Annotated in this window: 25 protein-coding genes and 5 pseudogenes; 26 read left to right on the top strand and 4 right to left on the bottom strand. The window is 43.7% G+C overall.

Annotation, left to right across the window (positions count from 1 at the left end; translation table 11 throughout):
- Positions 1–7 precede the first annotated feature (7 nt).
- From AC6ESP_RS14930 to AC6ESP_RS14910, 5 genes and pseudogenes are all read left to right on the top strand, one after another.
- The gene (locus AC6ESP_RS14930; RefSeq protein WP_497097522.1) at positions 8–550 is read left to right on the top strand and encodes a cysteine hydrolase family protein; all 543 of its coding nucleotides are present in this window, start codon (positions 8–10) and stop codon (positions 548–550) included.
- 56 nt (positions 551–606) lie between these two features.
- Positions 607–819 (top strand): annotated as a pseudogene (locus AC6ESP_RS14925) (DUF896 domain-containing protein); the annotation flags it as partial.
- 280 nt (positions 820–1,099) lie between these two features.
- Positions 1,100–1,873, top strand: coding sequence for an MBL fold metallo-hydrolase (locus AC6ESP_RS14920; protein WP_497097560.1), 774 nt, complete (start codon positions 1,100–1,102; stop codon positions 1,871–1,873).
- 93 nt (positions 1,874–1,966) lie between these two features.
- Positions 1,967–2,248, top strand: a pseudogene (locus AC6ESP_RS14915) (Hsp33 family molecular chaperone HslO); the annotation flags it as partial.
- A gap of 196 nt (positions 2,249–2,444) precedes the next feature.
- Complete coding sequence (locus tag AC6ESP_RS14910) at positions 2,445–3,218, top strand: MBL fold metallo-hydrolase (RefSeq protein WP_497097560.1); 774 nt, start codon at positions 2,445–2,447, stop codon at positions 3,216–3,218.
- Between the two features lie 168 nt (positions 3,219–3,386).
- Here AC6ESP_RS14910 and AC6ESP_RS14905 read toward each other — a convergent pair.
- A pseudogene (locus AC6ESP_RS14905) lies at positions 3,387–3,835 on the bottom strand (transposase); the annotation flags it as partial.
- Between the two features lie 135 nt (positions 3,836–3,970).
- Between AC6ESP_RS14905 and mnmA the strand changes: the two are divergent.
- The 15 genes and pseudogenes from mnmA (at position 3,971) to AC6ESP_RS14830 (ending at position 13,219) form a co-directional block, all read left to right on the top strand.
- Positions 3,971–5,080 (top strand): annotated as a pseudogene (gene mnmA, locus AC6ESP_RS14900) (tRNA 2-thiouridine(34) synthase MnmA).
- 130 nt (positions 5,081–5,210) lie between these two features.
- Positions 5,211–6,356: an MBL fold metallo-hydrolase gene (locus AC6ESP_RS14895; RefSeq protein ID WP_497097521.1), complete on the top strand. Its 1,146-nt coding sequence runs from the start codon at positions 5,211–5,213 to the stop codon at positions 6,354–6,356.
- A gap of 110 nt (positions 6,357–6,466) precedes the next feature.
- Positions 6,467–7,252 carry a sulfite exporter TauE/SafE family protein gene (locus AC6ESP_RS14890; RefSeq protein WP_497097520.1) on the top strand — a complete coding sequence of 262 codons (786 nt, stop codon included), beginning with the start codon at positions 6,467–6,469 and terminating at the stop codon, positions 7,250–7,252.
- 12 nt (positions 7,253–7,264) lie between these two features.
- Positions 7,265–7,603 (top strand): rhodanese-like domain-containing protein, encoded by a 339-nt coding sequence (locus AC6ESP_RS14885; protein WP_497097519.1) that lies wholly within the window; start codon positions 7,265–7,267, stop codon positions 7,601–7,603.
- On the top strand, positions 7,600–8,178 hold the full coding sequence (locus AC6ESP_RS14880; protein ID WP_497097518.1) for a sulfurtransferase TusA family protein: 579 nt from the start codon (positions 7,600–7,602) through the stop codon (positions 8,176–8,178). The genes AC6ESP_RS14885 and AC6ESP_RS14880 overlap by 4 nt, the downstream gene beginning before the upstream one ends.
- Positions 8,179–8,217: 39 nt before the next feature.
- Positions 8,218–8,616: a DsrE/DsrF/DrsH-like family protein gene (locus AC6ESP_RS14875; RefSeq protein ID WP_497097517.1), complete on the top strand. Its 399-nt coding sequence runs from the start codon at positions 8,218–8,220 to the stop codon at positions 8,614–8,616.
- Positions 8,617–8,638: 22 nt separating this feature from the next.
- A complete protein-coding gene (locus tag AC6ESP_RS14870; protein ID WP_497097516.1) occupies positions 8,639–8,863 on the top strand; it encodes a sulfurtransferase TusA family protein in 225 nt (74 codons plus the stop codon).
- Between the two features lie 139 nt (positions 8,864–9,002).
- Positions 9,003–9,266: a metal-sensitive transcriptional regulator gene (locus AC6ESP_RS14865; RefSeq protein ID WP_497097515.1), complete on the top strand. Its 264-nt coding sequence runs from the start codon at positions 9,003–9,005 to the stop codon at positions 9,264–9,266.
- Positions 9,267–9,345: 79 nt separating this feature from the next.
- On the top strand, positions 9,346–9,648 hold the full coding sequence (locus tag AC6ESP_RS14860) for a rhodanese-like domain-containing protein (protein WP_497097514.1): 303 nt from the start codon (positions 9,346–9,348) through the stop codon (positions 9,646–9,648).
- 27 nt (positions 9,649–9,675) lie between these two features.
- Positions 9,676–9,819, top strand: a complete 144-nt coding sequence (locus AC6ESP_RS14855; RefSeq protein ID WP_497097559.1) for an ATP-binding protein — start codon at positions 9,676–9,678, stop codon at positions 9,817–9,819.
- 76 nt (positions 9,820–9,895) lie between these two features.
- Positions 9,896–10,465, top strand: a complete 570-nt coding sequence (locus tag AC6ESP_RS14850) for a class I SAM-dependent methyltransferase (protein WP_497097513.1) — start codon at positions 9,896–9,898, stop codon at positions 10,463–10,465.
- 324 nt (positions 10,466–10,789) lie between these two features.
- Positions 10,790–11,377 carry a hypothetical protein gene (locus AC6ESP_RS14845; protein ID WP_497097512.1) on the top strand — a complete coding sequence of 196 codons (588 nt, stop codon included), beginning with the start codon at positions 10,790–10,792 and terminating at the stop codon, positions 11,375–11,377.
- Positions 11,378–11,396: 19 nt separating this feature from the next.
- On the top strand, positions 11,397–12,116 hold the full coding sequence (locus tag AC6ESP_RS14840; RefSeq protein WP_497097558.1) for a cytochrome c biogenesis CcdA family protein: 720 nt from the start codon (positions 11,397–11,399) through the stop codon (positions 12,114–12,116).
- Between the two features lie 138 nt (positions 12,117–12,254).
- A complete protein-coding gene (locus AC6ESP_RS14835) occupies positions 12,255–12,401 on the top strand; it encodes a TIGR02391 family protein (protein WP_497097511.1) in 147 nt (48 codons plus the stop codon).
- Between the two features lie 599 nt (positions 12,402–13,000).
- The gene (locus AC6ESP_RS14830) at positions 13,001–13,219 is read left to right on the top strand and encodes a GNAT family N-acetyltransferase (RefSeq protein WP_497097510.1); all 219 of its coding nucleotides are present in this window, start codon (positions 13,001–13,003) and stop codon (positions 13,217–13,219) included.
- A 23-nt stretch (positions 13,220–13,242) separates the two neighbouring features.
- Here AC6ESP_RS14830 and AC6ESP_RS14825 read toward each other — a convergent pair whose 3' ends face one another.
- The gene (locus AC6ESP_RS14825) at positions 13,243–14,142 is read right to left on the bottom strand and encodes a phosphatase PAP2 family protein (protein ID WP_497097509.1); all 900 of its coding nucleotides are present in this window, start codon (positions 14,140–14,142) and stop codon (positions 13,243–13,245) included.
- A 182-nt stretch (positions 14,143–14,324) separates the two neighbouring features.
- Between AC6ESP_RS14825 and AC6ESP_RS14820 the strand changes: the two genes are divergently transcribed.
- Positions 14,325–14,864, top strand: coding sequence for a P-loop nucleotide/nucleoside kinase family protein (locus AC6ESP_RS14820; protein ID WP_497097508.1), 540 nt, complete (start codon positions 14,325–14,327; stop codon positions 14,862–14,864).
- Between the two features lie 287 nt (positions 14,865–15,151).
- Here the strand turns inward: AC6ESP_RS14820 and AC6ESP_RS14815 are convergent.
- Positions 15,152–16,317 (bottom strand): annotated as a pseudogene (locus AC6ESP_RS14815) (transposase).
- Positions 16,318–16,324: 7 nt separating this feature from the next.
- Here AC6ESP_RS14815 and AC6ESP_RS14810 point away from each other — a divergent pair.
- Together AC6ESP_RS14810 and AC6ESP_RS14805 are read left to right on the top strand one after the other, a co-directional pair.
- Positions 16,325–16,807, top strand: coding sequence for a family 1 glycosylhydrolase (locus AC6ESP_RS14810; protein WP_497097507.1), 483 nt, complete (start codon positions 16,325–16,327; stop codon positions 16,805–16,807).
- A 38-nt stretch (positions 16,808–16,845) separates the two neighbouring features.
- The gene (locus tag AC6ESP_RS14805) at positions 16,846–17,805 is read left to right on the top strand and encodes an SDR family NAD(P)-dependent oxidoreductase (RefSeq protein WP_497097506.1); all 960 of its coding nucleotides are present in this window, start codon (positions 16,846–16,848) and stop codon (positions 17,803–17,805) included.
- Between the two features lie 189 nt (positions 17,806–17,994).
- Here the strand turns inward: AC6ESP_RS14805 and AC6ESP_RS14800 are convergent, their stop codons facing one another.
- Positions 17,995–18,444, bottom strand: a complete 450-nt coding sequence (locus AC6ESP_RS14800) for a YutH/CotS family kinase-like spore coat protein (RefSeq protein ID WP_497097557.1) — start codon at positions 18,442–18,444, stop codon at positions 17,995–17,997.
- A gap of 386 nt (positions 18,445–18,830) precedes the next feature.
- Here AC6ESP_RS14800 and AC6ESP_RS14795 point away from each other — a divergent pair, with 386 nt between their 5' ends.
- The 3 genes from AC6ESP_RS14795 (at position 18,831) to AC6ESP_RS14785 (ending at position 23,949) form a co-directional block, all read left to right on the top strand.
- Positions 18,831–19,715, top strand: coding sequence for an alpha/beta fold hydrolase (locus tag AC6ESP_RS14795; protein ID WP_497097505.1), 885 nt, complete (start codon positions 18,831–18,833; stop codon positions 19,713–19,715).
- A gap of 233 nt (positions 19,716–19,948) precedes the next feature.
- On the top strand, positions 19,949–22,444 hold the full coding sequence (locus AC6ESP_RS14790; protein ID WP_497097504.1) for a GH39 family glycosyl hydrolase: 2,496 nt from the start codon (positions 19,949–19,951) through the stop codon (positions 22,442–22,444).
- Between the two features lie 266 nt (positions 22,445–22,710).
- Positions 22,711–23,949, top strand: coding sequence for a PTS sugar transporter subunit IIC (locus AC6ESP_RS14785; protein ID WP_497097503.1), 1,239 nt, complete (start codon positions 22,711–22,713; stop codon positions 23,947–23,949).
- Positions 23,950–23,967 lie beyond the last annotated feature (18 nt).

The following is a 23,967-nucleotide window of genomic DNA, read 5'->3' as shown; positions in this document are numbered from 1 at the left end:
GATTAAAGTGGCAAAAGAAGCTTTATTAATTGTTGATATGAGTAATGATTTTGCAGCTGATCATGGAACATTAACTGTTGGTAAGCCAGCACAAGAAATTGTGCCTTATATTCAGGATTTGGCAACAAAATTTTTAGCAGAGGGAGGTGTTGTTGTCATATCAATGGATGCACACCAACCAAATGACCCACATTTTGAATTATGGCCGCCACATAATATTGTAGGTACAGAAGGGCAACAATTATACGGAGATTTATATGATTGGTTCCAAAATAATAAGGATAATGAAAATTTAATTTATAAACCTAAAACGAACTATAATGCATTCTTTAAAACAGATTTGGCTGAAACTTTAAGAAATTTAGGAGTAGAAAAGGTTCATACTGTTGGGGTAACTACGGATATTTGTGACTTTTTAACAGTTGCAGGAGCAGACGCAGAAGGATTCAAAACAGCAATTCATAAACGAGGTGTAGCAACATTTACTGGCCTTGGAGAAATAATGTTTTTTCATATGAAACGCTGCTTCCATACTCAAATTATTGAATAAATTCAAAATCAATTAGGACGGTGAAAAAACATGTTGGACTTGTTACAACAAGTTAATTAGCGAAAAAACAGCGTGAAGAAGGGTTAACAAATGCAGAAAAAGTTGAGCAACAAGGACTTGGTGAAGATTACCTACGTGCCATACGCGGACAAGTTCTCCAAACTTTCTCAGGAATGATGGTAGTGGATCCGCATTTAAATGATGTAACACCTGAAAAAGTTCGTAAATTAAAAAACAAAAGATCAACAACCCCTCCTCTGTTGCTGTAGGTGTACTATAAATCCGACTTTACGATTCAAGCTGCTGGTGGTTTTATTATTCGGCCGATGCCTAACACAAAAGACGAGACAATTTGTTTCATTATGTTGTGTATTTAAATGAGAAATAATTATTAAATTTAAGAAATGAGGTTTTACTAAAATGAAGAAATTTAAAAAGACATCTATGCTTTCAATGACGGCGCTTATAATGAGCGCATTATTAGCTGCTTGCGGTAGCCCTCAGGAGAGCCAACCAGAGCAAAATACTTCTCAACAACAAGAACAGGAAATGAATATCCAACAAATCCGAAATGCTACATTAACTGTAGAATACGGTGGGCAAAAGTTCTTGATTGATCCGATGTTTTCCAAAAAAGGCGAATTTGATCCTTTCCTTCCTGCCGAAAGAGATGATCGAAATCCAATCGTTGAATTACCAATGTCCGTTGATGAGATTCTTGATGGTGTAGATGCTGTCATCATTACTCATACACATGAGGATCACTTTGACCAAGCAGCAAAAGAACAGCTGCCTAAAGACATTAAGATGATTATGCAAGATGAACAGGATGCTGAATTAGCCAAAGAATTAGGATTCACGAATATTGAAGTCATGGAAGAAGAAGTAGGTATAGACTTTAATGGAGTTGAACTTACTGAAGTTGATGGTCGTCACGGACATGGAGAAACGGCAAAGCTCATGGGAAATGTTATGGGGATTGTCTTCCAACACACGGATGAAAAAACATTGTATTTAGCTGGTGATACCGTCTGGTATGAAAAAGTACAAGAGATTATCGATACCTACAAACCAGAAGTTATTATGCTAAACGGTGGCGAAAACCAATTTGTTGAAGATGGCCCTGTTGGCCCTCTTATTATGGGGAAAGAAGACATATATGAAGTATACAAGGCTGCTCCTGAAGCTACCATCATTGTTAGTCATATGGAAGCAGTTAACCATTGGGGATTGTCCAGAGAAGAATTAAAGAACTTTATCAACGAAAAAGGAATCAAGTCTAATGTGTTAGTTCCAGATGATGGAGAATCCTACTCGTTTTAAGGTGAAAAATGAAAAAAAGTGTGTAGTAAATTTTAGTTTGTATAGCAAGAACCTGAAAAAATTCGCAAATTAAAAACAAAAGATTAAAAGTAGATAAAAATGAATGGACGCGGATTAATTGGGACCATCCTGGTTAATGCAAATGCCGAGGGGGAAGTGAGAGGTTATGTTTCATCTCCCATGTACATGCAGGGGTGTTTTGCCAGGTTCCCATTGTATCGGGTGAAAACAGTGAGGACTTCACCTCTTACCTACTGCATTCAGAACATGTCCCCTCCTCTGTTGCTGTAGGTGTACTATAAATCCGACTTTACGATTCAAGCTGCTGGTGGTTTTATTATTCGGCCGATGCCGAACACAAAAGACGAGACAATTTGTTTCATTATGTTGTGTATTTAAATGAGAAATAATTATTAAATTTAAGAAATGAGGTTTTACTAAAATGAAGAAATTTAAAAAGACATCTATGCTTTCAATGACGGCGCTTATAATGAGCGCATTATTAGCTGCTTGCGGTAGCCCTCAGGAGAGCCAACCAGAGCAAAATACTTCTCAACAACAAGAACAGGAAATGAATATCCAACAAATCCGAAATGCTACATTAACTGTAGAATACGGTGGGCAAAAGTTCTTGATTGATCCGATGTTTTCCAAAAAAGGCGAATTTGATCCTTTCCTTCCTGCCGAAAGAGATGATCGAAATCCAATCGTTGAATTACCAATGTCCGTTGATGAGATTCTTGATGGTGTAGATGCTGTCATCATTACTCATACACATGAGGATCACTTTGACCAAGCAGCAAAAGAACAGCTGCCTAAAGACATTAAGATGATTATGCAAGATGAACAGGATGCTGAATTAGCCAAAGAATTAGGATTCACGAATATTGAAGTCATGGAAGAAGAAGTAGGTATAGACTTTAATGGAGTTGAACTTACTGAAGTTGATGGTCGTCACGGACATGGAGAAACGGCAAAGCTCATGGGAAATGTTATGGGGATTGTCTTCCAACACACGGATGAAAAAACATTGTATTTAGCTGGTGATACCGTCTGGTATGAAAAAGTACAAGAGATTATCGATACCTACAAACCAGAAGTTATTATGCTAAACGGTGGCGAAAACCAATTTGTTGAAGATGGCCCTGTTGGCCCTCTTATTATGGGGAAAGAAGACATATATGAAGTATACAAGGCTGCTCCTGAAGCTACCATCATTGTTAGTCATATGGAAGCAGTTAACCATTGGGGATTGTCCAGAGAAGAATTAAAGAACTTTATCAACGAAAAAGGAATCAAGTCTAATGTGTTAGTGCCAGATGATGGAGAATCTTACTCGTTTTAAGGTGAAAACAGAAAAAAACGTCTAGTAAATTTAAATTTGTATGGAAAGAGACTCTTGAAGGGTATCTCAGATTGTAGAGAAAGTATATTTTTCTCTACAATTTTTTTTGTTTTTGGCTCTTACCGAATTCTGAGACGTCCATATTTAGAAAAAAAGACTCCCATCCACCTATCCAATCCTGGATAAGTGGGTGGCAATCTTCTTGATGTTCTGGCAGGCAGCTGTGAGTAACACTTGTTCACTCACTTTCTGCTTTCCGCGCAACCTGCAATAGCGAAGCCCATGCAATTCTTTTGAATCTGCAAAGCTTCGCTCTATTTTTTCTTTTCTGAACTTGTACAGGGCTTTCCCTGATTTAGATAACCGATTCAACCTCACTTACTCTTTATTTTCTTCCCAAACATGGCGCGTCACCACTTTCGTGTAATTCTTTGATCGTGTACATTCAGCTAGGAGAGGGCATTCCTTACACTGTTTGGAATCTGACTTATATTCTCTATATCCTTCTCTTGTCGTGGTTCGATACGTTAAATTTGACCATTTGGGCAGGTATAGTGGTCGGACTCATGATCATATTTGAACTTCCACTTCGGAAAAAGTCCTTTCACTGGGGCATACCAGATTTGACTTTTGTTTTCTTCCGAAATAAAAGGAATGATAATTAATAGGATAGTGTAATTCTTTTCCTCTACTAGTAGCAGAATTTACGATTGATGATAGAAAGTATTTATAGAAAGACAGGAGGAAATCAAATGGAGAAAGCACCAAAAGGCACACGTGTAGTTGTAGGAATGTCAGGCGGAGTCGACTCTTCAGTTGCTGCTATGCTTCTTAAAGAGCAAGGCTATGACGTAATCGGAATATTCATGAAGAACTGGGACGATACAGATGAATTTGGTGTTTGTACGGCTACAGAAGACTATGAGGACGTTATCCGCGTCTGTAATCAGCTGGATATTCCCTATTATTCAGTGAATTTTGAAAGCAGTATTGGGACAAGGTATTCACCTACTTCCTGGAAGAATATAAGGCGGGACGAACGCCGAATCCTGATGTAATAAGGAAATCAAGTTTAAGGCATTTTTAGATCATGCCATGAGACTCGGAGCCGATTATGTGGCTACAGGACATTATGCACGAGTGGTCAGAGATGACGGGGAAGTTCACATGTTAAGAGGGAAAGATGAAAAGAAGGACCAGACTTATTTCCTTAACCAATTAACAGAGGAGCAGTTAAGTAAGGTGTTATTCCCGATAGGTGATATGGAAAAACCTAAAGTAAGGGAATTAGCTGCCAAAGCTAATTTGGCGACAGCATTCAAAAAAGATAGCACAGGCATTTGCTTTATTGGTGAACGAAATTTCAAAGAGTTCTTAAGTGGTTATTTGCCTGCTCGAAAAGGGAATATGGAAACATTCGACGGCAAAGTTGTCGGACATCATGATGGAATAATGTACTATACAATCGGACAGAGGCATGGATTGGGTATTGGAGGAAACGGCGATCCTTGGTTTGTAATTGGAAAGGATATTGAAAGGAATGTCCTATATGTTGGACAAGGCTTCCACCATGAAATGCTATATTCAGATAGCATCATTAGTGATAATGTAAGCTGGATTTCAAGGGGAGATATACCGGATACATTTGAATGTACTGCAAAATTCCGCTATCGCCAATCGGACAATAAAGTAACAGTAGAACGGTTAGCTGATTCTAAAGTTAGAGTATCAGTTTCCACGAACCGATTCGTGCTATAACGCCTGGACAAGCAGTTGTCTTCTATCAAGGAGAAAAATGTCTCGGTGGAGGAACGATTAACCAAGTGTATTGTAACGACAAACAATTAACTTATGTAGGGTAATCCGAGAACAGGTGCTGAAGTATTCAGTTGACATGATTCAGAAGATAAAGTAACATATACACATACCCCTATGGGTATTTTGGTAACGTGTTTACCATCAAAACAAACTTAATAAGGAGGGCTGTAAAATATGGTTACTGCGGCAATGAAGCCGATGACTTCGGAGCAACTGACGAGGAAGCTGCTTGAGTATGAAGAACTCTTCATACTTGATGTACGCAATACGTCTGAATATGATGACTGGAGAATTGAAGGAGGAAAGATGGACATCATCAACATTCCTTACTTTGATCTGTTGGATGGGATTGACCCTGCGCTGGATCAAATCCCAAATGATAAAGACATCTTGGTTGTATGTGCGAAAGAAGGATCTTCAAGGTTTGTGGCGGAGCAGCTTATTGAAGCCGGAAGAACAAACATTTATTACCTAGAAGGCGGTATGAAGGCTTGGAGTGAATATTTAGAGCCGGTGAAGATCGGCGATTTGAAGGACGGGGGGGAGTTGTTCCAATTCGTGCGGATTGGTAAAGGCTGCTTGTCCTACATGGTGGTCTCTGGTAAGGATGCAGCGGTAATTGATGCTGTGCGGATGTTAGATGTATTTGAGCAATTTGCCCAAGAACGCGGGGTTCAAATTAAGCACACACTCGATACTCATCTGCACGCAGACCATATTTCTGGGGGAAGACTGCTAGCTGAGAAAACCAATGCGAAGTATTGGCTGCCGCCCAAAGATGCGACGGAAGTTATTTTCCCATATGAACCGCTAGAGGATGAGGAAGTTATTACGGTCGGCAGTACAGAGATTAAGATCAAGGCTGTTTACTCACCCGGGCACACGATTGGAAGCACTTCATTCATTATCGATGATCAATACTTGCTCACTGGGGATATTTTGTTTGTGGCATCCATTGGCCGCCCCGATCTCGCGGGGAAAGCGGAGGACTGGGTGAGCGATCTGCGGACAACACTGTATCAAACGTACAGGAACCTATCCGAAAATTTTATTGTTCTCCCTGCGCATTTCGGCAGAGGGTCAGAGCTTGGGGAAGGCGGGAAGGTGTCCGCAAGACTGGGGGATCTGTACCGATCCAATCCGGGGTTGAACATTCATAGCGATGATGAGTTCCGAGTCACGGTAACGGAACACCTTCCTCCTCAACCGAACGCTTATCAAGAAATTCGCCAAACGAATATGGGTAAAATGACACCGAATGTAGAAGAACAACGCGAAATGGAGATGGGACCGAATCGTTGCGCGGTTCATGATAACTAATCCCTTGCTTACGCTCCTCCTGCTAAGAGAAATTGATATCTAAGGTAATTGTCTGTATTATATACCCATACTGGTATACGTAATGGAGATAAAGGAAGAAGGATTTTCAAGTGGAACTCGATTTGGTATGGATTTTGACCTTATTTGTAATAGGCTTCGTTGGGTCCTTCATTTCCGGAATGGTCGGGATAGGCGGATCTATCATTAAATACCCGATGCTTCTGTACATTCCGCCGGCGTTTGGATTCATTGCTTTTACGGCGCAGGAGGTTGCAGCGGTGAGCGCGGTCCAGGTGTTTTTCGCAACGCTAGCCGGCATCTTCGTTTACAGGAAAGGGAATTTCATCAATAAAATGCTCGTTTTGTACATGGGTATTCCCATTATCATCGGAAGTTTTCTTGGAAGTTATGGCTCAAAGTTTCTCCCCGATAGCGCGATTAATTTGACCTATGCAGTGCTAGCATTGGTGTCCGCGGTCATGATGTTTATGCCGAAGAAAGGCGATGATGCCAGTGACCTGTCAAATTTGCAGTTCAATAAGGGGCTGGCATCGGTCTCTGCGGGATTCGTTGGGATTTTGTCAGGAATCGTCGGTGCAGCCGGAGCCTTTATCACGGTGCCGATTATGCTCGTACTGCTCAAGGTCCCGACAAGGGTAGCGATTGCTTCTTCCCTGGCCATCACCTTCATTTCCTCGATAGGGACGACGGTCGGTAAGGTGATGGGCGGACATCTGCTTTGGATTCCATCGATCGTTATGGTCGTGGCCAGCATTATCGCATCGCCGCTGGGTGCAAAGATCGGGAAGACGATGAATGTGAAAGTACTGCAATGGATACTTGCTGGGTTGATTACAGCAACTGTGATTAAAATTTGGATTGATATCTTGATGTAAGGAGCGACCGATATGGCAGGCAAATATTCGAAAGATATTCTACCTCATGAAGTGAAACGGCGGTTAGAAAGAGGTGAGGAGCTTCATATTCTGGATGTGCGCGAACCGGATGAGTGGGCTTCCGGCCATATTCCCGGTGCGAAGCAGATCCCGTTGGGGACTATCCATCAAAGGCATGCAGAGCTGGATCCGAGGCAAGAGTACATCGTAGTTTGCCGAAGCGGTAACCGAAGCTCATTAGCATGCGAGCACCTTGAGTCCTTGGGATACGATGTAGCCAATATGCCTGGAGGTATGTGCGAATGGGACGGGATGCATTGTATGACTAAAGATGGGGGGAATAATAGATGACAGCTATAATTCAAACGAATCGTGTTGTGATTTGTGAAGGTATGGCTTGCCCGATGCCGGTTGTGAAAACCAAGAAAGGCATGGAGGAAATCCAGTCGGGTGAAGTGTTGGAGGTTCGTGCTACGGATAAAGGCTCTGTTGCAGACCTGCAAAGCTGGGCGAACCGTACAGGCAACCAGTACATCGGTTTGAAGGAAGAGGATGGTGTTTTCCGTCACTTCTTGAGGAAAGCCTCGGAGCTTGAGACGAAAACCGAAACCAAGTATCCTCATGTTATAAGTAATGAGGAATTGGCGGATAAACTTGCTTCCGGCGAGAAGATCAATGTGCTGGATGTGCGGGAACCTGCCGAATATAGCTTTGAGCGGATTCCGGGAGCGATATCCATACCGATGGGTGAGTTGGAGGGGAAGATCGAGCAACTGCAGCCGGATCAAGAATACTATGTTGTTTGCAGAACGGGTACTCGAAGCGATATGGCATGTCAATTGCTTAACGAACGCGGTTTTTCTAAGGTAAAGAACGTACTTACCGGAATGTCGGGTTGGCAAGGGGCCACGGAACGCGACGAATAAAAATAAAAATAAAACTTATATATAAGGAGACCAATAAACATGGGAAACAAAAGAGTGGCAATTATCGCATCGTCAGGCGGCTTGGAGACAGCGTATAAGGTGTTGAACATCGCAACAGCAGCAGCAGCACTGGACGCAGAGGTGGGCATTTTCTTTACCTTCGAGGGCTTGTCGACTATTCATAAGAATTCAGAGCAAATACTTCAACTGAAACCGGAGAATGCGGGATTGACGGAGGGCTTTAAGAAAGCAAATGTCCCGACGATCGCGCAGCTGCTCGAGATTGCGAGGGAATCCGGCGTGCGCATGATCGCTTGTCAAATGACCGTAGATGTCATGGGACTCGACAAGGAAAATTTCATCGATGGCATTGAACTTGGTGGAGCGGCTACTTATCTCGATTACGCCTTCGATGCGGAAGTCACATTGAATTTTTAACTGAAAAAAGGAGGACCATGAAATGGCGGATATTTTTATTGATGCGAAGGGTCTAGCGTGTCCGATGCCGATCGTGAAGGCAAAGAAAGGAATTGACTCGATTCAGACAGGTCAATCCATGGAACTGCAAACAACCGACAAGGGCTCTATGAACGACTTCCAAGCCTGGGTCAATCAGACGAATCATGAGCTGATTGATGTGAAAGAAAAGAATGGTGTATTTACGTTTTTTGTGAAAAAAGGATAACGTCACTGACGGATCGGGTCGGGTCGGGTGGTTTGCCCCCTCCCCCCGATTTAGCCGGTACGAAAGTAAACTTTATTTATCTAGGACGAGTTCCTCGCTTTTCGGTTATAATATACCTATACATGTATAGGGGGTTACCATGATGAAATATGATGAAAGCATGAAAAGGCGGTTACGCCGTGTGGAAGGACAAATTAGGGGTATTCTCAACATGATGGAGGAAGAAAAGAATTGCAAGGACGTAGTCAGTCAGCTTTCTGCAGTGCGCAGTGCCATAGATAAAACGATGGCCCTTGTAGTAGCTGTCAATTTAGAGAAGTGCATCCAAGATGAAAGGGCGTCCGGCGGGGATACAAACAAGTTGGTGCAAGAAGCGGTAGAACTCTTAGTAAAAAGCAGGTAGGTGAAAAGCTTTGGATTATATTTTTTATATCCTTTTGGCCTTATTCGTCATCTGGATACTGTATAAACAATTTGCTCCTGTGAAAGGATTACGCAATTTATCCGCGAAGCAGGTTCAGGAACAGTCTAAGGGGAATAAGGTCATCGATGTCCGGGAAAGTCATGAATATAGACGGGGACATATTGCAGGTGCCGTGAATATCCCATTAAGCCAGCTGCCGCAGCGAATGGGGGAAATTCCAAAAGACAAGAAGGTGTTTCTCTATTGCCAGAGCGGCATGCGGAGCAAGCAAGCTGCAAAACTGCTCAGTCGAAACGGATATACGAATCTTGCCAATTTGAACGGCGGAATTTCGGCGTGGAGTGGTCCTACTCAAAAATAAACCAGTGAGACTCGTCTTTAATCCTCTATCCCTGAGGATATTCAAGCCCACATCTTCGAAACGTTCGTGAAGGCGGACCCGTCCAGACACCGTAATCGAGGCAAAGCTGGTACCGGTTTAGGGCTTTCCATTGTGAAGGTGATTGCTCAGCAGCATGGCGGGCAGGCATAGCTTGATAGTGATGATAATAAACATTCATTCTGGGTTACCATTCCAATCCAACTATAATATAAAGGTGGGCGTTACGATGGAAAAAAGGTTTAATCCCGAACACGCAGCGAAGCTAGATAATCCCGAGAGACGAAAGGCATTACCGCCGGAAACCATTCTTGCCATGCTGGATATTCAAACAAGAGATACCGTATTGGATGTGGGGGCAGGTACAGGATATTTCACGTTGCCGGCCTCTAAGCTTTGTCGAAAGATCTACGCTTTGGACGTTGCACCTCAGATGCTGCAATATCTGCAAGAAAGAATATCTGAACAAGGAGCAACCAACGTAGAGCTGGTACAGGGAGCGATTGAGCAGATTCCTCTAGAGGCCCAAACTGTAGACCATGTGATCGCTTCTTTCGTGATCCATGAGGTGGACCCGCTGCAGGATGGTTTGAAGGAGATTCACAGGGTGCTAAAGCCGGATGGGAAAGTGTTGTGTGTCGAATGGGAGAAGAAGGCTATGGAGCAAGGTCCGCCGCTTCACCATCGTTTGCATTCCGGTGATTTGTCAAAATCGTTCGAGGAGAATGGTTTTTTCGTTGAACAGCTTTCCTATCCGAGCGAACAGCATTACATTATCATCGCACGCAAACGCGGCTAGATGAAATGGAAGCCCATAGAATAGATTAAGGCGTTCCTCGGGCTTCCGTCTATGCGCATCCGACCTCGCGCGCACAACCCCATATCCTTTTTACCATCTACATTCTCTCCAGCCTTCTAATACCGAATACGGTCCCCGCTTAGCGCGGTTCTTCCCGAAATGAAACAATCTTTACCAATCTGCTTTAACGTTTCTTAACAAACGGCTGATATGATAAAACACACAGAGAGGGGAGTGCTTTGTACACGATTCAGATCGGTTCCTTCGTGCTCAATGGGCAAATTTTAATGTTTTTCGCCATTCGGATGGTTCGGATGGGCAGCAATGCGAAGTTATGTAAGGAAACTGTCTGCGGAAGATGACTTCGGTACGATCGCTTTTAATGCTTTTGTGATTTGGTTTCTGGTTTGGAAAGGGAGTCCTCTATTGTTGGATCCTTTGCTTACGATCAAGCATCCGGCATCGCTCCTGTATTTCGACGGAGGTGTTCCGGGACAATGGATCGCAAGCATGATTGCCGGATTGTATGCCGCCTACCGCGTTTTGAAAGGAAATATGTCTTGGAAGATAACAGCGGAAGTGGTGACAGTCTTTTTATTGGGAGGGGCGGCAGCCTATCATGCGGGGGTAATCTGGTTTGAAAGCAACAACTGGCCGTTTCATGCCGGATATGCCGTACTGGCGACGGTGACGGTCTTTTTTTTCTTCATTTCCAAACAGCCGATTTCTCTAAAAAGTATCATGCAAAGATGGCAATGGTTTTCGATCGGTTTGACCTTTCTTTGGTTCCTAAATCCAGAGAGAGCTCTCCTGTTTCTATCATTTAGTTCCGAACAAGCAGTCAGCTTTGCAATGGGAATGATTCTTTCTGTTTTCTTATGGATTTATCATGGGCAGAAAACCAATGGGTAAAAGGGGTAATCACTAATGGATTTGTTCAGTTTTCATAGCTCTTGCCGCGGGAGTGCTGTCTTTCCTATCTCCTTGCGTGTTTCCGCTCATTCCTGCGTATGTCTCACATCTCACAGGATCAGCGGTTCACCAAAACAAAATTGATGTGGATCGAAAACGGTTATTGTTGAATTCCTTAAGCTTTATCGTCGGATTCAGCGCCATCTTTATTGTGATGGGCGCATCGGCAAGCATGGTAGGACAGTTGTTCGCGGAGCATAGAGACTTGGTTCAGAAATTAAGCGGTCTGCTCATTATAGTTTTCGGCATGCAAATGATCGGCTGGCTGAACTTGAAATTTCTTAATATGAATAAGTCCTGGGACACGGAGCGCCTTCAATCGACGGGAGGCACATTGAAGTCTTTCCTTACCGGCCTTGCGTTTGGTACTGGTTGGACTCCCTGCGTCGGGCTCGCCTTATCCTCCATATTGCTGATGGCGAGCTCTTCCGACACGTTTTGGAGCGGTGTCTTGATGCTTGCTGTTTATTCGGCGGGGTTGGGGATACCTTTTCTATTGATTTCTTTCGCTTTAACCTACTCCACGGGTATTCTCAAAAAAATGAATCGCTTTGTTCCCGTGCTTTCAAAGATTAACGGGGTGATATTTCTTGCCATGGGCCTGCTGCTGTTTAGCGGACAGATGGAAAGAATCGGCGCTTGGCTCGCCAGATTTGTCTTCATTGATATTTCGCTGTAACTATGGAGGGGTTTGATATGAAAAAAAACATGATGGCGATCATCGTACTGCTGGGGTTAATAGGGTACGGAGCTTATTTGCGACTGGGTTTAGGTTTTTGAAAGATTGGTTTAATGGGCTTTATTATGCTCCCCCATCGTGAACTTAGTTAAGGGATTGTTTGGGACTTTCAGGAATCCTACTGCTCACTCTGCAAAAATTGAATGGAGCATGTCGGAAGATGATGCGATTGATCTGTTTACTTTAGCATCATATGTGTTAAGACGAATTGAGAAAAGTAGTTAAGGTAATAGATTCTGGAGCTGTCTCATCGAGACATGCGAACAGAGTAGAGCATCTAAATGGTCACTTGTAGTGATTTACTCGAAATGAATATTTGGAACAAACTTTAATGTAATTATGAGGTACCAACATTAATGTAATCGTGTGTTGAGGGTGCTTTTCTTAGATACCAACTATAATGTAATTTTAAGAACGAGCTAAAAATCAAAAAGACCTTGATTTTACTGGATTCCTTAGACACCAACTATAATGTCACTGAACATGGTGGTGGTGGCGATAAAAAAGTATGGAACCGCTGAATAAAGTCCCGATGAGAATAAAATCATCGGGACTTTATTTTATCTAGAGTATAGGAAGTGTCGAAGGTTAAGCATTACCGAAGTAACAGTGATAAGGAGTGGGTCAGCAAATTTCACTGAAGTTGATAAATCCATTCTTGAAGGATATTCAATCCATTAGGGACGAGATAACAGCACCTATAATGCCACCAACAATGAGATTAACGATCATGAAAATTATCCTTATCATACAGTTCTGGTCGTACTTGCGAAGAGAAATGGTAAAGTTGTTGGAATGGCAGGGCTTCTAATGTAAGCACAAAGATGTGGCAGATTGGTATAGACGTTCTTCCCGATTATCGTCATTTGGGATTGGCAACTTATCTTATAAACAGCTTAACTTTTGAAATATTGCAACGTGGTTGTGTACCACTTTATGATGCTATCTCCAGTCATATCGCCTCACAAAGAGTGGCGTACCGGTCTGGCTATTATCCCGCATATGTGACTGATTGGAGATGTGATTTTAAGGACTTTGAATAGAAGTGTGGAACCACCATGCAGCATTAGACGCCAATCTTCGATTTCGATGTAGACTGAGTGTAATGCGTGGTTAGATTCGGATACAGCTCGATTTTAAATATTTTGCACCAAAACATCATGCAGCAGATGGTAATGAAAGCACCGAACAATACATCTGTTGCAAAATGAGCGCCCATAACGATTCTGCTGTATGATGTACATAGTCCCCAGATAACAGCGAGGATGAACATCAGATTACGCCATTTTGTAGCGAAAGGCATGAATATCATCCATACGAGCATGGACCAGCCGTTCGCGGAGTGGCCCGATGGAAATGATTTATATGCCTCGGAGGTGACTCCATTATCCTGGATCCCCTGTGGCATAAACCAACGAGTAAACTGAGAGTAATCACCGTTCATTTCCCGAAAGCGAAGACGCCCCCAGAAGATTTTTAATACGTTGACAAGCATAATCTCTGAAAAAATGATAACAATACCGGCCCATGCAGCGAGATTGTAAGTCTTCAGCGTTTCTCTTGGCACCAATCGCAATAACCATTGCGCAAGAACAGTTAGTGCGATGGTTAGCAATAGGCTGAGAAGCAAATAGCTGTTTCCTTCCGAAGCGAATAGGCGTGTGATACCGATGACAAACGTGCCGAATCCGCCAAGTGTTAACAAGAAACCGCTGACGACGCGGATAAAGATTTTTTTGCCTAGAGGCTCATATCTTGCAGTGCTGAACAGAATGTTTCCTGCTGCGAAAATGACAATAAAGGCGGGATGTTCACCAAGGTTTTCGAAGAACAACCCGAATAAGGAATGCGCCTCATTGTAGACGGCTTTGGACAAAGAGAGATCGGCGAAGCTAAATATCGCCATGCATACTGACCATACGAGCAGGACGCCAATAATGAACCTTTTAGATCCGATTGATTGCATGTAGAACTACCCCCTTATTATTAATGAAGGCTTTCATTCCAACTATGCATTAACTATAAGAGTTAAGTTAGCTTTAAGTATGGTAAAAAACATGTAAAAAAAGTAAATTTTATAGTTAGCTACCGTAAATGTTTTAACTATGATTAAGGGATATTTCCTAAAAAATCAAAAGGGGATGATGAATGATGCTGAATGAACAGCTTGTTCTCGAAAATTTGGTACAGCAGATACGTACTAGCGTAGCTCCCATCGTTGTGATGATGTGCGGTGTGGCGGGGTCGGGGAAAACAACCTTTGCTCAAAAGCTGGAGGAAGAGGGATTCGTCCGGTTGTCGATAGATGAGGACATATGGGCCACACACGGCCGTTATGGAGTGGATTACCTTGAGGAGCAGTATGAAACCTATAAAGAAGAATCGGAAATAAAGCTGCGGGGGGAAATGGTTAACCTGATTAAAGCTAAACGCCATATCGTCATCGATTTCAGCTTCTGGCAGCGTCAAAGACGGAATGACTACAAGCAACTGATCGAGCAGCATGGCGGAATGTGGGAACTGATTCACTTAAAGGTTGAGCCGGATGAATTGCGTCAGAGGCTGCTCATACGGAGTGAACGTTATGACGCGAATGCAGCGTTTCCGATTACCGAGGACACGTTAACTCGGTTTTTGAACGGTTTTGAGACCCCTGTAGGGGAAGGGGAAACGGTGATCGAAGCATAATAGGAAAAAAATAATCTTAGTAGTCTCGGTGAGCTATTACAGTCATTGGGACTTTTTTTGCGTTACAAAATATTTAGATCCATCGGAAAATTTTTTTGAAAAGAGTAATTCACAACAGTAGCAGTCATGGAACTTAGTATTATGCCCATTATTACTACTGTTTCAGGGGGGAGAGTGAAGAAATACAGTCTTAATAAGAGAGCCCTGCAAAATCCTCAATTTTGAGGAAATGGGTACTCTAAGATGGTAAATGGATTTGAAAAACAAAAAGAGCAGCTCGTTCCTCGTCAGAGGATGGGCTGCTCTTTCTCAATTAGCCTGACCATTCGTTTCACATTTACAACAAACGCAGTGAGATAGGCTTGTATTCGCATACGAAATAGACCTCGGTATTTGGCTGTAGCCATTCCGTGGAATCTCTTCATCTCTGCGTTCTTATGCTCAATGTTCGGCCTGCGCTTAATCCGTTCTTTGAACGTATCGCTTAGTTCGAACTCGATTTGCTCTTTGAAGTGCTCTGCGATGATCCGAATAGAATAGGTCTTGCTCTTGGATTCCGGTTTGTAGCAGCCATCGCGCAGTGGACATGCTTTGCATTTCTCTACGTCAAAGTAGAATACAAGCGAGCGGCTGTCTCCGCTTTTTTTACTGCCTTGAATGGCTTTGCGAGTGCTGTGTTCACCTGCGGGGCAGACGACAAAATTAGCGTCCTTGTTGTAGTCAAATCCCTCTTGACGCTCGCCTCCCGAGTGAACGACGGGATTCAGTGAAACCACCGGCTGGATTGCTTCTTTTTTCATGGCTTCCAGATTGTTTTTGCCAGAGTATGCCGTGTCTGCAATGATTTCTTTAACTACAATCCCGTTTGCTTTCGTTGGCGACAGCAGAGTAGGTAACTGTTTTCCGTCATCGCTGGTTCCCGGTGTCACTTCGACAGCTGTAATGATTTCTTCTTCCGTCATAGCCAAATGTTCTTTATAACCGAAAACGACATGGTATTGCTTTTCCAACCGAATCTAGCGTCATGGTCGACCGCTGACCGGATGCCTTTGTTTGCTAGCAGGCGCTCGTCTTCAACAATTTCCTTCGCGATATGCAATTTGCCGCTTATTGCTCCTTCATGGTCCGGGAACAACTCTTCTACCGTTTGGCCAAGATCGGCGAGATAGCGGAACATGAAAGCATCTTCTGGATTAACACCAATAAACCATTTGTAAGCCAGATTAACCTGCGCTTCTTCAATCATTCGCTCATCGGAGAGATTGTATAAGACCTGTAAAAACAGCAAGCGAAAGATCAGCTCTGGCTCGTTTGCTGGTCTACCGTAATATTCACAATATGAATTTTTCACTAGTTCATGGATGAAACTAAAGTCCACAATCCCGTGAATCTTCTTAAGTAGATGATCTTCCGGAATAAATGTATATAACTCCGCATGGAATGATGCGGTCATTTAAACGTTGCAAGAGGAGTTTCTGCAATTTCTCCCTTTCTTACAGGACGATGATTTCTTCGGCTTGCAAAATTATACACGTGAGATCTATTGCCCTGATGGCTTTTTATCGCTCCCTGATGACACAGAAAAAACCGAGATGGGCTATGAATTTTATCCTGAGGGGTTGGAACACGTCATAAGGTATGTTTCCAAGCATTGGAGCAAGCCGATTTTCATTACCGAAAATGGTGTTGCAACGAACATAGACGAGCGTCGCGTAGCGTTTATCGATCGTGCGTTGAAAGGCGTACAAGCATGCATAGCCGACGGCATTCCGGTTAAAGGATATATGCACTGGTCGCTGCTTGATAATTTCGAATGGCAGCTTGGCTACTCCAAACGTTTCGGGCTGATCGAGGTGGATCGTACAACGCAGAGACGAGTTCCCAAGCCCAGTGCCTACCATCTTGGAAGCATTGCCCAGATCAATGCGTTATCCAAAATATAAAAGAATAACGTTGTTCTTAATTACGAGGAGAGACGAAATTGTCAACACAAAACAATTATCAAGTTACCCCGCAAAAACCGATCTTATCCGGATTCAGCAAGAATTCAACTGCAACTGAAGTATTGGATGGTATTGATTTATCCTGTAAGACTATCATTGTAACCGGAGGATACTCTGGGATTGGGATCGAGACTACTCGTGCTCTAGCGAATAAAGGAGGTACAGTCATCGTTCCTGCTCGAAACTTGGATAAAGCTAGAGCATCTTTAGCAGGTATTCCTCAGGTCGAACTTGAAGAACTTGATTTAATGAATCCAGAATCTATCGATGCATTCGCAAACCGTTTCCTTAGCTCGGAACGAAAACTTGATATCCTTATCAATAATGCTGGTATTATGACGCCACCATTGACGAGGGATGCACGAGGCTACGAATCCCAATTTGCCACCAACCATTTAGGACATTTCCATTTGACAGCACGTTTGTGGCCTGCTTTGAAACAAGCAGCAAGTGCACGAGTTGTCTCGCTCTCTTCTGCTGGACACATGTATGGGGGTATTGATTTTGATGATTCTAATTTTGAACGACGGGAGTATAGCAAGGGGCAAGCTTATGCTCAATCAAAATCAGCAAATGCACTGTTTGCGGTTGCACTAGATAAGCTGGGTTATGATTATGATATTCGCGCGTTCTCTGTTCATCCTGGCGCAATTAAGACAGACCTGCTGCGATATGTCTCGGAGGAAGAGATCAGTGGATCAGTCATTACCGAATTTAAGACAGAGGAACAAGGAGCTGCAACTAGTGTATGGTGCGCAACTAGTCCTCTATTGAAAGGTAAAGGTGGAGTTTACTGTTTAGATGCAGATATTGCTAAAGCTGCGTCTTCAATGGACGAGATGCCGGATGCTGTATTTCATCATGCAATTGATCCTTCCCTAGCAGAACGCCTGTGGCAGCTTAGTGAAGTCCTGACCGGTGTAAAGTTTAGTAAGTGATAATATTAAACGGAGAATAACCAAGACGAAATAAAAATTTTCAGAACCAAGTAAACTACAATTTCCTCGCCAATGCGGAAAAATATGAAGCTGCGCGCATATTGATACTTCATTGGTGTCGAATGTTTGAGAGTGGCTAAGTAGTTTAAAGAAAGCTTGCTTAATAACATAAAGCAAGCTTTATACCTATTATGATTGCCGAATAATGCTGCTCCAGGAGGAGAGCATTTGCTGACGATCTGAATCAGCCGCTATTAAAGATTTCAGCTTCAGCAACGTCTGCGAAGCGTTCCATTCCAGTCGCCTGTTGAAATATTTGCTGGCTAAGCCATAGAAGAGATGAGGGAACAACAAATCAGCATAGATAATACTACACTCCTCTTCGCTTAGAGGATGAACCTCCCTGTCTGCTCTCAGCATGGTAATGGCTTTAGCAGAACTCCAGCCATGTTTTTTCATCACTTTATTGAATATTTTACGGATATCTCTTACCGGTAGATCGAAAGTTAAAGAATCCATATCGATAATGACAAGCCCTTGCTTAGTTTTAATCAAGTTGGCTGCTGCAAAATCTTGATGGCACAGGTTTTTTTGTACCGCTACTTTATTAACCCAATTCGTATAACGTTCGCTCTGAATCCATCGCAGTGCCTCTTTTCCCTGATCTATAAATTTGTCTACTAACTTCCAGTTTTTGTGTTAAAACTAATAGTTGCTTTGCTTTCTAAGACACGGCCCATTCCCGTTGATGTTGGTCTTTTTTGGTCATGAGGCAACCTCCGGATTTCTTAGGATACCTTCATTTTCCCATGGATATTCAGAGCAAAAGGGTCTATTAAGCCATCTAGGATTTCTGGTTATTCTTGCGTCCATGACCTCATAATACGAACCGGAAGAATAGTTGAATTGATTTGGGATATGATAAGTGAAAAATGAATGGGGATGCATCAAACGACATAATCGTTCGCAATTGTGGTGCCTAGGTTTAGAAAGCCAATGATTATGAACTAGAGGTGCGAATACTTATGCCTTTTGCAAATATTAACGGTTCCGAGCTTTATTATGAGACGTATGGATCAGGGATTCCGATCGTATTCATCCATCCTCCGTTGCTTACAAGCGCCAACTTCAGATATCAACAAGCGCAGCTGTCGGCCGAATATCAGGTCATTACTTTCGATATTCGGGGACATGGGAGAAGCCGTTCGTCGGATGTGCCAATCACCTATAAGCTGATTGTCGAGGATATGAGGCAGCTCTTGAATTACCTGAAAATTGACAGGGCATTTGTAGCCGGTTATTCAACGGGAGGGTCTATTGCATTGGAAGCGATGCTAACTCATCCCGAACTTTTTTTGGGTGGAATATTGATTAGCGCAATGTCTGAGGCAAGTGACTTTGTGCTGAGGAACCGCATTCGAATTGCGATTGGATTGTCAAGCTGGATGCCGGCGGTTCGGCTGCTTAGGCTTGGGATTACGTGGGGGAATTCGGAAAGTTTGAGTACCTTCCGTAAATTGTTGGAGGATTCGAAGCGAGGACATAAACGGAATATTCACGAGCTTTATAAGTACAGCTTGGATTATAACTGCACCAAGCGGCTTTCGGATATAAAAGCACCTGTTCTGCTGCTTTACGGGGAGAAGGATGGGGGCTTCAAGCGGTATCGCAAAATACTCCAGCAGAACCTTCGTCGATCCAAGCTCGTTCTCCTTAAGGCGGAGAAGCATCAGCTTCCGACGAAAGCGGCGGACGAAATCAATGAAGCGATGAGACACTGGATCGTACAAGCAGTTGTGGACAATCATACTAAACTTACGGTGGATGAAATGGAAAACTCCATTCCGGAGGCATTTATTGTCGCGCAGAATGCAACGGGAGAGCAATCGCAGTACCCGAAAGGAGAATAGCTGACTTCAGTAATGAGGTCTTAGTTTGGTAAGTGTAGTACGTATTCAATAAGTATGCAGCAGGCTGCCGGCATTCGGCAGCCTGCTGCGGGAAACAATACTTGAAATGTTGTGAAGTAGCCATATTTCGTAAAGACCGGGAGATACGGATCATAAGGTGATTTAAGCATCTCCATTGAATTCCTCTTCTTATTGGGAGCATAATAACAATAAGAATGAAGGGAGAGCGGAGCATGCGTTATCACTACGAGTTTGTCGAAACTCAGGACGATTTGCCGATCAGGCTATTCATAAATAGCGTCAAAAACATTCCGTTTCATTGGCATAAAGAAATCGAACTGATCTATGTGCTGCAAGGCGCGGTTACCGTGTATGTCGATCAGCGCGAATATCACTTAAGCGAAGACGATATTATCGTCATTAACAGTATGTCTGTACATAGAATCGAATGCACTAGCCAAGATAATGTGCTTCTGACGCTTCAATTCAGTCTGGAACTATTAGATAACGATACGGCTGTTTTTTACTGCAATTCGGTCAGCCAGACGCCTAATAACCGTTATCGATTCGACCGATTGCGCCGCTGCTTAGCAAGAATGGTCTGGGAATCTAACAAAAAAGGGCCAGGCTACCGGAATTACTCAATTGGCAGCCTCCAAACACTAACCGGCCATTTGATTCGGTATTTCTCTGCTGGCATGAGCGGAGAGTCGAAGGAGAAAGGAAAAGAATACGATTATTTACGCCTTAACCGTGTCATTCAATATGTGGACAAGCATTATAACCAGAAAATAACGCTGCAGTCGATGGCCGATCAGGAGCATTTGAGCCTGCATTATTTTTCTCATTTTTTCAGCGATAAAATCGGTATTCCGTTTCAAAAATATTTGACGCTGATCCGCCTCGAGAAGGCTGCGGCGCAGCTCACGGATACGACTAATAGCGTAACTCAAATCGCACACGATTGCGGATTTGCCAACGTAAAGCTGTTCAACCAGTACTTCAAAGGAAAGTATGGAACAACCCCAAGCGTATACCGTGAAGCTAATGTTAAAAAGCCCGATCCAGCCAGGAAATCGCTGACGACCGAAGAGTCTTCCAGCGCAGATTATTATGAGACGGATACGATTACGGCAATGGATTCCTTATACCGTTATTTGAACGACAGTGAAGGCAGTCCGCCGCTTGAACACGAATTGCCGTCAGAAACGCATGATACCGTTGATGTTCAGGTGGATGCCGGAGATTCGGGCAAGGCTTATGAGAAGCATTGGAACCGAATAACGACTGCCGGTAGAGCGGTGGAAGGACTGAGAGACGATTGGCGCAAGCAATTCACGGAAATGCAAAGACAGTTCCCGTTTTCACATATTCGGTTTCATGGCATTTTTAACGATGAGATGATGGTTTATTCGGAATCGGAGGAAGGGACGCCGGTTTACAATTGGTCATACGTGGACAACCTGTACGATTATTTGCTGCAGTCGGGCATCCGGATTTTTGTGGAGCTTAGTTTCATGCCTAGCCTGCTGAAGCGTTCTGACGAAACGATATTTTGGTGGAAGGGCAGCATATCACCGCCTGCGGACCAATCGAAATGGAATGGGCTTGTCCGTGAGTTCGTGCGGCATTGCTTGAATCGTTATGGACATCATGAGGTCAAGCAATGGTACTTCGAAGTATGGAACGAACCGGATTTGACCGATGTATGCTGGGCGGGGACAAAAGAAGAGTATTTTCAGTTTTACGAGGAAACCGTCAACACCATTAAAGAAATATCGCCCGAATTAAAGGTAGGTGGGCCCGCGCTTGGATACGGCACGCTGTGGAATGACAGCTGGACGGAGCCATTTATGGACTATTGTAGAAGCAGAAGCGTACCGATAGACTTTTTCTCTTTCCACGTCTATTCCGAATATCCGTTCAAGAAGGAAGAGGTAGGGAAGCTGACCTCTATCATGCCTCCTTCCTTCTATATGGACAGCATTAACCTGTTACAGAAGCAGATCGGATACAGCAGGAAGCAGCCTCTTGAGCTGCACATGACAGAGTGGAATTTCTCACTGTACGACCGGAATTTGGTCCATGATACGATGTTTATGGCACCTTTTGTTATTTATCATGCTCTAGGGAGCATAGGGGCTTTGGACTCAATCGCTTATTGGTCGTTTACGGATGTTTTTGAGGAAAGCCAAGTTCCATCTTCGATTTTTTACGGTGGATTTGGACTCGTTAACCGAAACGGACTGAAAAAACCAAGCTACTATGCGTTCCAGCTCCTATCCAAGCTTGGCAGCTTCATTGTCGCTCAAGGCGATGGCTACATCGTAACAGCAAATGGCAATGGAAGCTTACAGATTCTTATGTATCATTATGTGCATGTCGATTCACTGTACGCTAACGGCGACCGAACGGGCTTAACGGAACTCAACCGATATACCATCTTTGCTGAAAAGGGGCATAAAAGGTTCAGGCTCGACGTTCAGGGCTTGTCAGGCAGCTATAAACGGACAAGGTATGTGCTCGGCAGGGATCGCGGCTCTGTATTTGATGAATGGGTTCGTCTTGGCGCACCACCTGCTCCAACAGAAGAAGAGCTGGACTATCTGAAGAGCAGAAGCGGGCCGGAGATGCGAACGGATCTGCTGCATCAGCTTACCTATTATGAAGAGGACGCTGTTGTGCCTCCGCATGGCGTGATGCTGATTCTGCTGGACAGGCAATATTAAGCAATAGCAGGAATGTAATGGCAACACCCCTTAAGCACAATAACGGTTACCGACTGCTCAGACGGTTGACGTTATGTTGTCTTAGGGGTGTTTTTTGCCGTATACGGAAACGCTGTGCAGAACAAGCTAGAAGGATTGATAGTGATTCGGCAAAAAACAGACCTCCTCCCGGCAAATAAGAACGAGAAAGCGCTAACGAATCATTTTATACTAATAAAGCGGTTTCATAGACCGACGACAACAACAATAACAAGGGGGAGACAGAAATGGACCGCTTCATGAAATGGATGACTGAGAAGTTCGCTCCGAGAGTGGAGGCCTTCACCAAGAATGTCTGGGTAGATTCGATTCAGCAGGCGATTATGGTTATATTGCCTATGATCTTTATTGGATCGCTCGTAACGTTAATCTCGATTCTGAATAACTATATTCCGGGTATGCCGGATTTGACTCCATTCACGACATTCAGCTTTGGTTTGATCGGTATATTCATTGCATTTCTAACACCGTATTTTGTTATGCACAAAAAAGAGCGGCATAACATTAAGCTGATTGCCGGCGCGACGGGAGTATCCTTGTTTCTGATGCTGCTTAAGCCGACGTTCGGCGATGACGGCACGATCCAGTTCGTACTCGAGCGGTTTGGCGCTGCCGGGATGGTAACGGCGCTTATCGTGGGGGTAGCTGTAGCAGTAGTCATGAATGTGTTCCACCGTTTTTCTTTCTTCAAAAAAGATACGAAGCTTCCGGAATTTATTGTCGAATGGTTTGATTTTCTTGTGCCAATCGCTGTACTGCTGGCTATGGGCTGGACACTTACGTATCAGTTGAATTTCGATATTTTCAATCTGATTGTATCGATTTTCAACCCGCTTAATGCAATCAGCCAAAGCTTGCTGGGCTTCGTCCTATTCAACTTCATCGGGGTAGTGCTGTATTCGTTTGGCGTCAGCCCATGGGTTATGTCGCCGATCTGGTATGCGATATGGTTCCCGGCTATTGAGGAGAATGCAGCGCTCGTAGCGAAAGGGCTTGATCCTATCAATATCAATACGTTTGAAACGTTCTTCTCCGGCTGGGTTGGGGTTGGTGGGCTTGGTGGCACACTGCCGCTAGTCGTATTGTTCCTGTTCGCTCAATCGAAGAAGCTCAGCTCTATTGGCAAAGCGACGATCGTTCCTTCGCTGTTCAATATTAATGAACCGGTTGTCTATGGTGCGCCGATTGCCTTCAATCCGATCTTAATGGTTCCGATGTGGATTAACGGCCTTGTTATTCCGATAATTGTCTATTTAGCACTCGATTGGGGCTTGGCTGATATCCCAGCGCAAGTATTCCAGCTCTGGTATACACCGCTAGGCTTGTCCACCTATCTGTTAGCCGGCTTTAACGGCTTGATTCTGCTGGCATTCGTGCTGCTGTTAATGTTTGTGATATGGTTTCCATTCTATAAGGTTTACGATTTGCAGGAGCTCAAGAAAGAGAAGGAGTCGGTACAGCACTAATAAGGGGTGTATGGCCGA

The organism is Paenibacillus xinjiangensis, from assembly GCF_059686975.1.
Note: the sequence above shows the minus strand (reverse complement) of the source record. Positions and strands in the feature narration are given on the sequence as shown.